Source organism: Pseudomonas sp. DWRC2-2, assembly GCF_049897885.1.
Taxonomy (GTDB): domain Bacteria; phylum Pseudomonadota; class Gammaproteobacteria; order Pseudomonadales; family Pseudomonadaceae; genus Aquipseudomonas; species Aquipseudomonas azotoformans_A.
Genome location: NZ_JAFCXD010000001.1, coordinates 1462854 through 1476331, shown reverse-complemented (window position 1 = coordinate 1476331; position 13478 = coordinate 1462854). Strand labels below are relative to the sequence as shown.

The following is a 13478-nucleotide window of genomic DNA, read 5'->3' as shown; positions in this document are numbered from 1 at the left end:
AGGATCAGCCGCTATGAAAAGCCCTCAACCGACCGTGTCCATGGCGGATAAAGTTGCCTTGATCGACAGCCTCTGCGCCAAGGCGCGGATCCTGCCGGTGATCACCATCGCCCGCGAACAGGACATCCTGCCGTTGGCCGATGCCCTGGCAGCCGGTGGTTTGACCGCATTGGAAGTGACCCTGCGTTCCGAGTTCGGCCTCAAGGCCATTCAGGTCCTGCGCGAGCAACGCCCTGAACTGTGCACCGGTGCCGGCACCGTGCTCGACCGTCACATGCTTGAAGCCGCCGAAGTGGCTGGCTCGCAGTTCATCGTCACCCCAGGCATCACCCGCGACCTGCTGGAAGCCTCGGTACACAGCCCGATCCCGCTGCTGCCGGGCATCAGCAATGCCTCGGGCATCATGGAGGGTTATGGCCTGGGCTATCGCCGCTTCAAACTGTTCCCGGCCGAAGTCAGCGGCGGCGTGGCCGCGATCAAGGCCCTGGGTGGCCCGTTTGGCGAAGTGAAATTCTGCCCGACCGGCGGCGTCGGCCCGGCCAACATCAAAAACTACATGGCGTTGAAAAACGTGATGTGTGTGGGCGGTAGCTGGATGCTCGACCCTGAGTGGGTCAAGAACGGCGACTGGGCCCGCATCCAGGAAGTCACCGCCGAGGCGCTGGCGCTGCTGGATTGATCTGATTTACCGAATCGTTGTTGTTGTGCTTAACGGCATTTTTGCGGTGCACTTGGTCGGTGTACCGCTTTTTTTTGCCTGTAGAAAAGGCGCCTAGTCGGCGCTCAACTCGGTGATGGCTTTGACCAGCACGGCTATCTCCGCTGCCTGCGTCACCAACCCTGGCGTCACCCGGATACAGGTGCCAAACGACGCACCCACACGCGTCGTGGTGAACAGGTTGTAGTCCTTGAGCAAACGCTCCGTCATCACCTGCTGATCCTTCCCAATGAACTTGAACGCCGTAATCCCGCAATACAAGCGTGGATCGTCCGGCGTCAGCACCTCGATCCCCGGCAATGCCCGTACCTGGCTGACCCACAAGTCCCGCAAGTAATTCACTCGCGCGCCCTTGGCCGCCGCGCCGCCCAGTTGCCGATGTTCTTCAAGTACCAGCGGCAAGGTCATCAGCGCCGGGAAATTCGGCGTGCTGTAGGGCGTACGTGCGCGAACGTCGGTGGCGGGGTAGTGGAATTCGCCCATGTCCGGATCGATGTCGGCCAGGCGCTCGGGAGCGATGTACAGGAAGCCCAAGGTCAGCGGGGCGCCAATCCACTTGTGCAGGTTGAAGCCGGCAAATTGGATACCCAGTTCGGCCAGGTTGAATTCGATCTGGCCCAGGGCATGGGCGCCATCGAGGATCACATCGATACCCTGCTCGCGCGCCGCCTGGGCAATCGCGGCCACGGGCATGACCAGCCCGGTGCGGTGGGTCACGTGGGTCAGTGCCATCAGTTTCAAGCGCGGGTATTGCACGAATGCATCGCGATACGTCTGCACCAGGCTGTCGAAACTCGCCGGGTGCGTGTGGGACAGTTCGATGACTTCCACGCCGCGATAGCCCGCCAGCCAGCGCATGGCGCCTTTCACGGTGTCGTACTCGAGGTCGCTGATCAGCACTTGGTCGCCCGGTTGCAGACGGTTGTAGTTGCGGATTAGCGATTGCAGGGCTTCGGTGGCATTGCGGGTGAAGGCGACGGCGGCGGGGTCGGCATCGATCAGCCCGGCCAGTTGGCGGCGGATCGCTTCGTTTTCACCGCGCTCGAATTGTTGGCGTACATGCAGCGAGTTGCTGCGGTTGATAAACGCCACGTGCTCCAGGTACTGCGCCTGTACCGCTTGGCTCATGCGGCCGAAGTAACCGTTTTCCAGGTTGATCGGGCCGGGCTCCAGCACATACCGCTGGGCGATGGCATGCCAGTGCTTTTCGTTGTCTGCATTCCTTGGCATGGCATGACTCTTTAATGGCGAGGGGCGGGTTTGCCGTGTTTGGCGCGCAGCGGTTCGAGCAATTCAGACAAGCCGTTGCTGTCGATCTCCTGCATCAGGGCCAGCAACCCCCCCAGCTCGCCGTTGGGGAAACCTTCGCGGGCAAACCAATTCAGGTACGGGCCGGGCAGGTCAGCGATGATCCGTCCCTTGTATTTGCCGAAGGGCATTTCGCGGGTGATCAGCAGTTCGAGTTTTTCGGGATTCATGAAGGCTCAGGTGTGTGTATCAAGACTTTGGAAAATACAGGCATTCTGCATGAAGGCCAAATGACAGATCATGCAAATAACGTACATACAGATGGTTCAATTTATCGTAACTAGTTGAAATTAAAGGATAAGTTGTTTTGTTAAAACCTGGCACGGGCGCTGCAACCATTAAGACAACCTTCTAACCCGTACAAGGAATTGAAAAATGACTGACATCAATAAAGAATCGATCTCCGTACTGAACGACCTGATCGAGACCAGCATCGACGGCCAAAAGGGTTTCAAGGAGTGCGCTGAAGACATCAAGCACCCAGAACTCAAAGCTCTGTTTGCCAAGCGTTCCGCCGACTGCGCCACCGCCGCCGCTGAGTTGAAAACCGCCGTACGTGCGTTGGGCGGCGATCCGGAAGATTCCGGCAGCGTGGCCGGTGCACTGCATCGCGGCTGGGTCGACGTCAAGTCGATGCTCACCGGCAAAGATGAAGAAGCGGTGCTGAACGAAGCCGAGCGCGGTGAAGACCACGCCCTGAAGGCTTATAAAGAAGCGATCGAGAAGATCAACAAGCACAACCTGCTGGGCATTCGTGACCTGGTTGAGCGTCAGTACCACGGTGTACAACGCAACCACGACCAGGTGAAAGCCCTGCGTAACCAGGCTCGCGCTCAGTCTTGAGGCGTCGCTGAATAGAAAAAGCCCCGCCGATGCGGGGCTTTTTTATGCGTCAGGATCAGCCAATGCTGATCGGCGGCAACTCGGTCAAGGTCACGACTTGCTGCTTACGCGGCGCCAGGATCTCCGCCTCGCCGTCCACCACCAGTTCATCACGCTGGTTGAACACACGGGTGGCGATGCGAACGCGGAATTTCGGTAACTTCTCGAGGATTTCCAGGCGCACGGTCAGGGTGTCGCCAATCTTCACCGGCTTCTGGAAGCTCATCTGCTGGCCGATGTAGATGGTGCCCGGCCCAGGCAACTCGCAGGCCACGGCCGCGCTGATCAGGGCGCCGCTGAACATGCCATGGGCGATACGCTCCTTGAACATAGTCGCCTTGGCGTACTCGGCGTCCAGGTGCACCGGGTTGTGGTCACCGGACATCGCGGCGAACAGCTGGATATCGCGCTCCTCCACCAACTTGCTGTAGCTGGCGGTCTGGCCGACTTCGAGGGCTTCGTACGGGGTGTTGGTTACCTGGGTCATCTAAAGGTGCATCCTGTGGCTAATCGGTAATTTAATTGACTGATTTTAAACGATAAATTATTCGCAGCGGGCCGGCCTGCGCAGTGTCAGCGCCTGGTCGAGCCACGCCAGCACATCCGCTGTGACAGCGTCGCGGTTGGTTTCGTTGAACACTTCATGGCGCGCCTGCGGGTAGACAGTCAGTTGCAGGTGCTGGCAGCCGGCGTCTCGCAAGGCGTCGGCCAGACTGTTGAGACGCTTGCCCTCACTCACCGGATCACATTCGCCGCCCATCACCAGAATCGGCAGGCCCGGATCGATCTGCGCGAGATTGGACGCTTTGCTGATCTGCTGCAAGCCGCCGAGCAGGTCGATCCAGAGCTGATTGGTGCAGCGGAACCCGCAGAGGGGGTCGTTGATGTACTTGTCCACCTCATCCGGGTCACGGCTGAGCCAGTCGAACGCGGTGCGATTGGGTTTGAATGCCTTATTGAACGAGCCAAACGACAGGAATTCGATCAGCGCACTGCGCCCGCGCAAGCCCTGGCGCAGGCGCTCTATGCGTGCGATCACCCGAGCGGCGCGATAGAGCGCCACGGGTTGAAAGTTCGAGCCGCTGAGAATCGCCCCATGCAGGCTGGCGCTGTGGTGCAGCAGGTAAGCCTGGGCGATATAGCTGCCCATGCTGTGGCCCAGCAGAATGATCGGCAACCCCGGCTGCTGCTGGCCGATATGCTGGTTGAGGCTGGCCAGGTCGCCCACCACTTTGTTCCAGCCATCCGTCTCGGCGTACAGGCCCAAGGTGCCTTCGTCGGCGGTACGGCCATGACCACGCTGGTCCAGCGCATACAGGCCGTAGCCAGCGCCGCACAGGGCCTCGGCCAGGCGTGCATAACGCCCACTGTGTTCAGCCATGCCGTGGGACAGCATCACCACGGCCTTGGCGGGGCCCTCGGGCATCCATTGATTGACGTACAGGCGGCTGCGGTCATTCGCGGTCAGCCAGAAGGTGCTGTGGTTCATGGCGCTTCCTTTGCTCAGGGTCGTTGCAGTGTATAGCTCATCTGTTGAGGGACTGGGTATCTGCCTACGCATCAGCGGCAAGATTCATACAATCAATGACACGATTTAGCGTATTTGCCTGTTTGGCCATAGCTGCTAACGTCCCCAAAGCTCCGCTTTTTATAGCGTCAGGAAAGCGGCCGGACACACTCAGGTAAGAGGACAAGAATAATGCAACCTGATTTCTGGAATGACAAACGCGCGGCGGGCGTTCCCAATGACATCGACCTGTCGGCCTACAAGTCGGTGATCGAGGTCTTCGAGCGTTCCTGCAAGGCTTTTGCCGACCGTCCGGCATTCAGCAACATGGGCATCACCCTGACTTACGCCGAGCTTGAGCGCCAGAGTGCGGCGTTCGCCGGTTACCTGCAACAGCACACCGACCTCAAGCCGGGCGACCGCATTGCGGTGCAGATGCCCAACGTGCTGCACTACCCGATTGCCGTGTTCGGCGCCTTGCGCGCCGGGCTGATCGTGGTCAACACCAACCCGCTGTACACCCCGCGCGAGATGCGCCACCAGTTCAAGGACGCCGGCGTGCGTGCGCTGGTCTACCTCAACCTGTTCGGCTCGCGCGTGCAGGAGGTGTGCAGCGACACCGAGATCGACTACCTGATCGAAGCCAAGATGGGCGATTTCATGCCCGCCGCCAAAGGCTGGCTGGTCAACACCCTGGTCGACAAGGTCAAAAAGATGGTCCCGGCCTACAGCCTGCCGCGCGCGGTGTCGTTCAAGCGCGCCTTGCACATGGGCGCGGGCCTGGGCGTGACGCGCCACCCGGTGACCCTGGACGATATCGCCGTGTTGCAATACACCGGCGGCACCACCGGCCTGGCCAAGGGCGCGATGCTGACTCACGGCAACCTGGTGGCAAACATGCAGCAGGTGCGCGCCTGTATGTCCCAGACCGGTGAGGACGGCCACCCGCTGATCAAGGAAGGGCAGGAGGTGATGATCGCGCCGCTGCCGCTGTACCACATCTATGCGTTCACGGCGAACTGCATGTGCATGATGGTCTCGGGCAATCACAACGTGCTGATCACCAACCCACGGGACATCGGCGGCTTTATCAAGGAGCTGAAAAAGTGGCGTTTTACCGGGCTGCTAGGGCTCAACACGCTGTTCGTGGCGTTGATGGACCATCCTGACTTCAAGTCCCTGGATTTCTCCCATCTCAAGCTCACCAACTCCGGCGGCACCGCATTGATCAAGGCCACCGCCGAGCGCTGGGAGCAGATCACCGGTTGCGCCATCGGCGAGGGCTACGGTCTGACGGAAACCTCTCCGGTGGCCAGTACCAACCCCTACGGCAACAAATCCCGCCTGGGCACCGTGGGCATCCCCGTGCCGGCCACGGCGATGAAAGTGATCGATGACCAGGGCGTCGAGTTGCCACTGGGCGAGCGCGGCGAGTTGTGCATCAAGGGCCCGCAGGTGATGAAGGGCTACTGGCAGCAACCGGCCGCGACCGCCGAGGCGCTGGACGCCGAAGGTTGGCTCAAGACCGGTGACATTGCAGTGATCGACGAGGATGGCTTTGTGTGCATCGTCGACCGCAAGAAAGACCTGATCATCGTCTCGGGCTTCAACGTCTACCCCAACGAGATCGAAGACGTGGTGATGGCTCACCCGGCGGTGGCCAACTGCGCGGTGATCGGTGTGCCGGACGAGCGCACGGGGGAGGCGGTGAAGCTGTTTGTGGTGGCGCGGGCTGAGGGGGTGAGCCTTGAGGAGTTGAAGGCCTACTGCAAGACCAACTTCACCGGGTACAAGGTGCCCAAGCATATTGTGCTGCGAGACTCTTTGCCGATGACGCCGGTGGGGAAAATCCTGCGACGTGAGTTGCGCGACATCGCCTGACCTTGAATTGAGATGCAATAAAGTGTGGGAGCGGGCTTGCTCGCGAATGCGGTGTATCAGTCGACATATCTGGTGACTGATACACCGCATTCGCGAGCAAGCCCGCTCCCACATTTGTCTTGTGTTGTCCTGAGTACCCTATTCCAGAGCCTTTTCAGGGTGTATTTCAGCAATGTTTAAAGTGTGACCGAATATTGTAGGACAGTCGCGTTTATGACCACGGGGCCCACCTTTGGCTCTAGGCGACCTTTGGCAAAGCTGCTACTCTCGGCGCGCTTTGTGACGTCTCGGCCTGCTTGAAAGCGCCAGATTCACCTAAAAAAACATACACCAATAATAATCGCATCAAATGCGATGATGAATTCGCGTCGCTGACGTCGCTGAGGAGTGGGCTTCCATGAACGAAGACTTTTGGAAGGATAAGTACCCCGCCGGGATTGCTGCACAAATCAATCCAGACGAGTATCCGAATATTCAGGCGGTACTGAAGCAGTCCTGCCAGCGCTTCGCCAACAAACCGGCTTTCAGCAACCTGGGCAAGACCATCACCTACGGTGAGTTGTACGAATTGTCCGGCGCCTTCGCCGCGTACCTGCAACAGCACACCGACTTGAAGCCCGGCGATCGCATCGCTGTGCAACTGCCCAACGTCCTCCAGTACCCGGTTGCCGTGTTTGGCGCCATTCGTGCCGGCCTGATCGTGGTCAACACCAACCCGCTGTACACCGCGCGGGAAATGGAACACCAATTCAACGACTCCGGTGCCAAGGCCCTCGTCTGCCTGGCCAACATGGCGCACCTGGCGGAAAAGGTCGTGCCCAAGACCGCCGTCAAGCACGTGATCGTCACCGAAGTCGCCGACCTGTTGCCGCCGCTCAAGCGCCTGCTGATCAACAGCGTCATCAAGTACGTGAAAAAAATGGTCCCGGCGTATCACTTGCCCCAGGCGATCAAGTTCAATGATGTGCTGGCCAAGGGGCACGGCCAACCGGTCAACGATGTCAGCCCGGCCAGTGGCGATGTGGCTGTGCTGCAATACACCGGCGGCACCACCGGCGTGGCCAAGGGCGCGATGCTCACCCACCGCAACCTGGTCGCCAACATGTTGCAGTGCAAGGCGCTGATGGGTTCCAACCTCAACGAAGGTTGCGAGATCCTGATCACGCCGCTGCCGCTGTATCACATCTATGCGTTCACCTTTCATTGCATGGCGATGATGCTGATCGGCAACCACAACATCCTGATCAGCAACCCGCGCGACCTGCCGGCGATGGTCAAGGAACTGTCGAAGTGGAAGTTCAGCGGCTTTGTCGGACTGAACACCCTGTTCGTGGCGCTGTGCAACAACGAGGCGTTCCGCAAGCTGGACTTCTCCGCGCTGAAAGTCACCTTGTCCGGCGGCATGGCCCTGCAATTGGCCGCCGCCGAGCGCTGGAAGGCCGTGACCGGCTGTGGCATCTGCGAAGGCTACGGCATGACCGAAACCAGCCCGGTGGCCACGGTGAACCCGATCCAGCACATCCAGATCGGCACCATCGGCATTCCGGTGCCGTCCACCGTGTGCAAAGTCATCGCTGACGACGGCACTGAACTCGCCCTGGGTGAAACCGGCGAGCTGTGCGTGAAGGGCCCGCAAGTGATGAAGGGCTACTGGCAGCGCCAGGACGCCACCGACGAAATGCTCGACAGCGAAGGCTGGCTCAAGACCGGTGACATCGCGATCATCCAGCCCGACGGCTATATGCGCATTGTCGACCGCAAGAAGGACATGATCCTGGTCTCGGGCTTCAACGTGTACCCCAACGAGCTGGAAGATGTACTGGCAGGCCTGCCGGGCGTTTTGCAGTGTGCGGCCATCGGTGTGCCGGACGAGAAGTCCGGGGAACACATCAAGCTGTTCATTGTGGTCAAGCCGGGCGCGACCCTGACCAAGGACCAGGTGATGGAGCACATGCGCGCCAACGTCACCGCCTACAAGGTGCCCAAGGCTGTGGAATTCCGCGATGCGTTGCCGACCACCAACGTGGGCAAGATCCTGCGGCGTGAGTTGCGCGATGAAGAGCTGAAGAAGCTCGGTCTTAAAAAGTAACCCATAAAAAACCCCGCCGAAGCGGGGTTTTTTATTGAAGGGGGGTTACAGGGCGAAATGCGCGAAGCTCACGTTAGCACCTGTTGGCCGCACATCCTTCAAGAACGAGTCCTTGTCGGCACTCAGCTCCAGCGTGATCTCCGGCTTGCGCTTGTTCGCATTGCGCACCACCAACCCTTCGATGTGCTCACGCAAAAACGCGGTCGGCACCTTCAGGTGCAGCAGCTGGTCAGTCTCGGCGTTGTGCATCAACAGATGGATCCACTCGTACTGGCCCACGGCAATACGGCCCACCGGCAGGTCGAACCACCAGATGTTGCGTTTGCGGTCCAGGTCGGTGAAATGGCAGTTGTTGACGCCGAGTACGGCACCGCCCAGTTCAGTGTTTCGGCGGGCGATGGCCTGTGCTTTATTGAGTTTCATAACCTTCCTACGGGATCTGTTATTCAGCGTTTGAGCCTGAATGTGCCGGGCATTCTCAGGGGTTGGCGGCAAAACATAAAGCCAAACCTGCGGCTGGCGATGAAATGCGTGGGCAAAAATAATTGAAACTCTGCTGAACGGCCTCGGGTCAATCTTTAGGTAATGACCCAAAACCCTTGATTGTTCCTTCGGAGAAATACCATGAGCAGCACATCTGACAAGGTTAAAGGCGTGGCAAACGAGGCGGTCGGCAATATCAAGCAAGGTGTCGGTAAAGTCACCGGCAACGACAAACTGCGCGCTGAAGGTGTGGTTCAGGAAAAGAAAGGCGAAGTGCAGAAAGCGGTTGGCGACACCAAGGACGCTGTAAAAAAAGCGACCAAGTAAGCGCGCTTTCAAGCAGTCCAAACGGCCATCTACGGATGGCCGTTTTTATGTCACATGCTGTGATTAAAGTTTCGAAATTGTTTCAAGGTCGCCAAATAGGCTACCTTGATGTAGAAAACGGCCCCTGAGTCGCCCACGAACTCAACCTTTTTGCGGCGAAAGGAGACGCTATGATTTTTCCGGTTCTCGATGGTCTCAAGCTGCACAAAGTGCTGCTGCGCACCGTCAAGGAATTCGTCGATGACGAAATGCCCACCTACGCCTCGGCACTGGCCTACCAGATGCTGTTCTCGCTGTTTCCCTTCCTGCTGTTCCTGATTGCCCTGATCGGTTTCCTGCACCTGCCGGACTTTTTCACCTGGCTGCGCCTGCAGTCGGAACTGGTGTTGCCGCCCCAGGCCCTGGAGCAGGTCAACCCGGTAATCGACCAGTTGCAGCAATCCAAGGGTGGCCTGCTCTCGGTAGGTATCGTGATCGCGCTGTGGACGGCCTCGGCCGGCGTGCGCCTGATGATGAGCGCGATGAATGCCGCTTATGACGTGGTTGAAGGCCGGCCGATCTGGAAGCGCTTCCCGCTGTCGATTTTCTACACCGTTGGCATCGCCGGCATGTTGCTGGCCGCCGCTGCGCTGATGGTGCTGGGCCCGCAGGTAATGGAGTGGCTGGCCGGTCAGATCGGCATGCAGGAATTCGTGGTGACCTTGTGGACCATCCTGCGCTGGCCGTTGATCGTGATTTTGCTGATGTTCGCCGTGGCCCTCATGTACTACGTGATGCCCGACGTCGAGCAGAAATTCCGCTTCATCACCCCAGGCTCGGTGCTGGCGGTGGTGGTGTGGATCGTCGCGTCGCTGGGTTTTGGCTACTACGTCAAAACCTTTGCTGACTACAACGCCATGTATGGCAGTATCGGCGCAATCATCGTGTTGCTCCTGTACTTCTACATTTCCGCCGCCGTGCTGTTGCTGGGCGCGGAGATGAACGCGGTGATCGAGCACATGTCCGCCGAGGGCAAGGATCCGGGTGAAAAAGAATTCGACGAACCTGGCCACACCGATGAAAAACAGCACGTCTCTGGCCTCGGCCGGGACCATTCCAAGCCCACTGCCGATGAAGTCTGAGCGATGATCCGTGAAATCCTGAAAATGGGCGACGAACGCCTGCTGCGCATCGCGCCTCCGGTCCCGCCGGAAATGTTCGACAGCCCCGAGCTGTGGCAATTGATCGACGACATGTTCCAGACCATGGAACACGTGGGCGGCGTCGGCCTGGCCGCGCCGCAGATCGGTGTGGACCTGCAATTGGTGATCTTCGGCTTCGAAGCCAGCGAACGCTACCCGGACGCGCCGCCGGTGCCGCAGACGATTTTGATCAACCCGCTGATCACCCCACTGAGCCCGGTGCTGGAAGAGGGCTATGAAGGCTGCCTGTCCGTGCCGGGTTTGCGGGGGGCGGTGGACCGTTACCAACAGATTCGCTACGAGGGTTTCGATCCCAAGGGCGAGCCGATTGTGCGCATTGCCGAGGGCTTTCATGCGCGGGTGGTGCAGCATGAGTGTGATCACTTGATCGGGCGCTTGTACCCGTCGCGGATTACCGACTTCACCAAGTTCGGGTTTATCGAGGTGATGTTCCCGGACATGGATCCCACGGCTGACGACTAGCTTTCAAGCCCAATGAGGTCGAACTGTGGGAGCCAGCTCCCACAGTTGGAATGCATTTCAAACGGATTACTGGGTGGACTTGACGAACCGCAACGTCATCCGATCCGACTCCCCGATCGCCACATACTTCGCCTTATCCTGCTCGCCCAATCTCAGCGTCGGCGGTAACGTCCACACGCCTGCCGGGTAATCCTTGGTGTCCTTCGGATTGGCATTCACCTCGCTCTGTCCCGCCAGCTTGAACCCGGCATCGGTCGCCAGTTTCACCACCTGTGCGGTGGTCAGGTAGCCGCTGTCCTTGATCGCTTCCAGATCCGCCCCATCCTTGGCCCGGTGATCTTCCACGCCCAGCACGCCGCCCGGTTTCAGTACCTTGTAGAACGCACTGAACGTGGCCGGCGCAGTGCCTGCCTCGACCCAGTTATGCACATTGCGGAAGGTCAGTACGGCATCCGCCGACGCTGGCTTGCCGAACACCGGCGCCTTGGGGTCGAACTCGACCACCTCGGCCTTGGCGTAGCGAGCTGGATCAGCCGCGAACTTCTTTTTCAGGTTCTCTTCGGACGTACGCGCGTAGGCGCTGCTGCTCGCCGCCTGCACGGCGGCGATGTAATGCCCATGCTCATTGAGCAACGGCCCCAGCACTTCGCTGTACCAGCCGCCACCGGGGGTAATTTCGATCACCGTCTGCTTGGCGCCCAGGCCAAAGAATTCCAGCGTCTGTTGCGGATGGCGATAGCCGTCGCGGGCGCTGTTGGCCGGGTCGCGCCAAGTGCCGGCGAGCGCGCTCTGGTACTGCTGGGCGGTGATGGGTGCGTCGGCTGCCTGGCTCAAGACCGGAACGAGCAGGGCGGTGAGGGAGAGAGCTGCAAGCGTCGTTTTCATGATCATCCTGTAAAGGGCCACTGTGCCGCCGAGGCTAGCATGGGGCCTGCAGGCGCCGATCACACATTATCTGCGGTCGACCTCACCAAACGATCTAAGCCCATCGCGATCATGGGTTTGTTGCGCTTGTAGCGTACCCAGCGTTCGCTGAGGGATTGCGGCAGCACGGTGTCCTGGGTGAAGCCCATCCGTTGATACAACCCTTCCAGGTCTGGATGACACAACAACCACAGGGTGCCGTCGACATCGGCAACCGCGGCCTCGATCACCCGCGCCGCCAGCCCTTGGCCGCGATAGGCCGGGTCAACGAACACCCCGGTCAACCATTGCCCTCCCACCACCGGCGTCAGGCACAACCCGGCGACGATCTCTGCGTCCCGCGCCACCCACAAACGCCCACCCTTGAGGGCCTTCATTGACGAGTTGTGGTTGCGGTAAAACTTGTTCAGCAGCGGCCACAGCGGCTCTGCCAGCGGTTCGATGTTCAATTCGGGCATGGTGTTCAGGCAGCGTTATCCAGGGCCTTGGATTATAAGCGCCTTCTGCCGGGCAATAGGTGGTATACCCAGTGCTACACCCCCTGTCAGTGGAGCATGCATCATGGCCAAAGGTATGGATTCAAAGAAAGCCGCGAAGAAAAAACCGGCAAAGACCGCCGATGAAAAACGCGCAGACAAAAAGGCCAAGAAGTCTGAAACAGGCCTGTTCGGTCACTGAGTTACAAGCTTAGAACCAAACGATCTGCAAGATTTTCCCGCCTCATTGCACAGAGCAGGAAACACCTGCTCTGAGCGGCTGATGGCCAACTACCTTGATCTAACCCAACGCCGGGAAATCGAAGCCCTGGCCAGCACCTTTACCGCAAGAACCGAATGGCCGACCTGGCTGCTGCTGATCGGCGTGTACGCCGGTTGGTTTGCCGTGATCCTGGGCAGCCATTGGCTGGGCCTGGGGTTGAGCCTCTTGCTGCTGATTCCAATCGTGACGCTGTGGCTGTCGGTGCAACACGAATTGCTCCACGGCCATCCCACCCGTTCGTTGCTGCTCAATAAACTGCTTGGCTACGCGCCCTTTGCAGTGTGGTACCCGTACACGCTGTACCGCGACAGTCACTTGCTGCACCACAACGACGAAGACTTGACCCTGCCGGGCATCGACCCGGAAAGCCGTTACCTCAACCAGCAACAATGGGACAACAGTTCGTTGTTCGAGCGTGGCGTGCATTGGCTGACCAAGACGGTTCTGGGTCGCTTTGTGTTGGCCGCCCCTTTGGCAATCGGGCGTTTGGCCCGGCATGAATTCCGGCGCCTGCCCCAAGTGTGGCCGATGTGGCTGGCCCATGGCGTCGTCACCGTGTTGATGCTGAGTTTCATCGCCCATTACAGCGCGCTCTCGGTGTGGCATTACCTGCTGCTGGTCAGCGTGCCAGCCTTGTCCCTGGCGTCGATCCGTTCCTACTATGAACACCGCCCGCACCCGCAGCCGGAGCAACGCACCGTGCTCAACGAAGCGTCCTGGCCGTGGACCTGGCTGTTCCTCAACAACAACCTGCACCTGGTGCACCACGACCTGCCGAAACTGCCCTGGTACTTGCTGCCCACGGTCTACCGGGCCCGGCGTGAGCAATGGGTGGCGCGCAGCGGCGGCTTCCTGGTGCAGGGCTACGGCCAGTTGATCAGCCGCCACGGCCTCAAGGCCATCGACAGCCCCCGGCACCCTTTTGCGTGAGAGATG

15 protein-coding genes are annotated in these 13478 nt (G+C 59.6%); 8 read left to right on the top strand and 7 right to left on the bottom strand.

Annotated features, from left to right (window positions below):
* Positions 1 to 13 precede the first annotated feature (13 nt).
* Positions 14 to 679, top strand: a complete 666-nt coding sequence (locus ACP7EW_RS07245) for a bifunctional 4-hydroxy-2-oxoglutarate aldolase/2-dehydro-3-deoxy-phosphogluconate aldolase (protein ID WP_025858441.1) — start codon at positions 14 to 16, stop codon at positions 677 to 679.
* 93 nt (positions 680 to 772) lie between these two features.
* On the opposite strand, the gene ACP7EW_RS07240 is transcribed toward ACP7EW_RS07245, so the two are convergent.
* Together ACP7EW_RS07240 and ACP7EW_RS07235 are read right to left on the bottom strand one after the other, a co-directional pair.
* The gene (locus ACP7EW_RS07240; RefSeq protein ID WP_426216155.1) at positions 773 to 1948 is read right to left on the bottom strand and encodes an aminotransferase class V-fold PLP-dependent enzyme; all 1176 of its coding nucleotides are present in this window, start codon (positions 1946 to 1948) and stop codon (positions 773 to 775) included.
* A gap of 11 nt (positions 1949 to 1959) precedes the next feature.
* Positions 1960 to 2196, bottom strand: a complete 237-nt coding sequence (locus tag ACP7EW_RS07235; protein WP_426216153.1) for a DUF3820 family protein — start codon at positions 2194 to 2196, stop codon at positions 1960 to 1962.
* 205 nt (positions 2197 to 2401) lie between these two features.
* On the opposite strand from ACP7EW_RS07235, the gene ACP7EW_RS07230 reads away from it, so the two are divergent.
* Positions 2402 to 2869 (top strand): ferritin-like domain-containing protein, encoded by a 468-nt coding sequence (locus tag ACP7EW_RS07230; protein WP_010208206.1) that lies wholly within the window; start codon positions 2402 to 2404, stop codon positions 2867 to 2869.
* Between the two features lie 55 nt (positions 2870 to 2924).
* Here ACP7EW_RS07230 and ACP7EW_RS07225 read toward each other — a convergent pair whose 3' ends face one another.
* Together ACP7EW_RS07225 and ACP7EW_RS07220 are read right to left on the bottom strand one after the other, a co-directional pair.
* Positions 2925 to 3395 (bottom strand): MaoC family dehydratase, encoded by a 471-nt coding sequence (locus ACP7EW_RS07225; RefSeq protein ID WP_010208208.1) that lies wholly within the window; start codon positions 3393 to 3395, stop codon positions 2925 to 2927.
* 57 nt (positions 3396 to 3452) lie between these two features.
* The gene (locus tag ACP7EW_RS07220) at positions 3453 to 4397 is read right to left on the bottom strand and encodes a lysophospholipase (RefSeq protein ID WP_426130928.1); all 945 of its coding nucleotides are present in this window, start codon (positions 4395 to 4397) and stop codon (positions 3453 to 3455) included.
* A 210-nt stretch (positions 4398 to 4607) separates the two neighbouring features.
* On the opposite strand from ACP7EW_RS07220, the gene fadD2 reads away from it, so the two are divergent.
* A complete protein-coding gene (gene fadD2 / locus ACP7EW_RS07215) occupies positions 4608 to 6296 on the top strand; it encodes a long-chain-fatty-acid--CoA ligase FadD2 (RefSeq protein WP_426216151.1) in 1689 nt (562 codons plus the stop codon).
* A 397-nt stretch (positions 6297 to 6693) separates the two neighbouring features.
* Positions 6694 to 8385, top strand: a complete 1692-nt coding sequence (gene fadD1 / locus ACP7EW_RS07210; protein WP_033896315.1) for a long-chain-fatty-acid--CoA ligase FadD1 — start codon at positions 6694 to 6696, stop codon at positions 8383 to 8385.
* Positions 8386 to 8430: 45 nt separating this feature from the next.
* On the opposite strand, the gene ACP7EW_RS07205 is transcribed toward fadD1, so the two are convergent.
* On the bottom strand, positions 8431 to 8808 hold the full coding sequence (locus ACP7EW_RS07205; protein ID WP_033896314.1) for a hypothetical protein: 378 nt from the start codon (positions 8806 to 8808) through the stop codon (positions 8431 to 8433).
* A 201-nt stretch (positions 8809 to 9009) separates the two neighbouring features.
* Between ACP7EW_RS07205 and ACP7EW_RS07200 the strand changes: the two genes are divergently transcribed.
* The 3 genes from ACP7EW_RS07200 to def all read left to right on the top strand — a co-directional run bounded on the left by ACP7EW_RS07200 (position 9010) and on the right by def (position 10859).
* Positions 9010 to 9195: a CsbD family protein gene (locus ACP7EW_RS07200; protein ID WP_028617689.1), complete on the top strand. Its 186-nt coding sequence runs from the start codon at positions 9010 to 9012 to the stop codon at positions 9193 to 9195.
* Between the two features lie 170 nt (positions 9196 to 9365).
* A complete protein-coding gene (locus ACP7EW_RS07195; protein ID WP_016975971.1) occupies positions 9366 to 10316 on the top strand; it encodes a YihY/virulence factor BrkB family protein in 951 nt (316 codons plus the stop codon).
* Between the two features lie 3 nt (positions 10317 to 10319).
* A complete protein-coding gene (gene def, locus ACP7EW_RS07190; protein WP_016975972.1) occupies positions 10320 to 10859 on the top strand; it encodes a peptide deformylase in 540 nt (179 codons plus the stop codon).
* A 66-nt stretch (positions 10860 to 10925) separates the two neighbouring features.
* Here def and ACP7EW_RS07185 read toward each other — a convergent pair whose 3' ends face one another.
* Together ACP7EW_RS07185 and ACP7EW_RS07180 are read right to left on the bottom strand one after the other, a co-directional pair.
* Positions 10926 to 11744 carry a class I SAM-dependent methyltransferase gene (locus ACP7EW_RS07185; protein WP_426216148.1) on the bottom strand — a complete coding sequence of 273 codons (819 nt, stop codon included), beginning with the start codon at positions 11742 to 11744 and terminating at the stop codon, positions 10926 to 10928.
* Positions 11745 to 11803: 59 nt separating this feature from the next.
* A complete protein-coding gene (locus ACP7EW_RS07180) occupies positions 11804 to 12241 on the bottom strand; it encodes a GNAT family N-acetyltransferase (protein ID WP_061449333.1) in 438 nt (145 codons plus the stop codon).
* Between the two features lie 301 nt (positions 12242 to 12542).
* Here ACP7EW_RS07180 and ACP7EW_RS07175 point away from each other — a divergent pair, with 301 nt between their 5' ends.
* On the top strand, positions 12543 to 13472 hold the full coding sequence (locus tag ACP7EW_RS07175; protein WP_426216146.1) for a fatty acid desaturase: 930 nt from the start codon (positions 12543 to 12545) through the stop codon (positions 13470 to 13472).
* Positions 13473 to 13478: the final 6 nt, after the last annotated feature.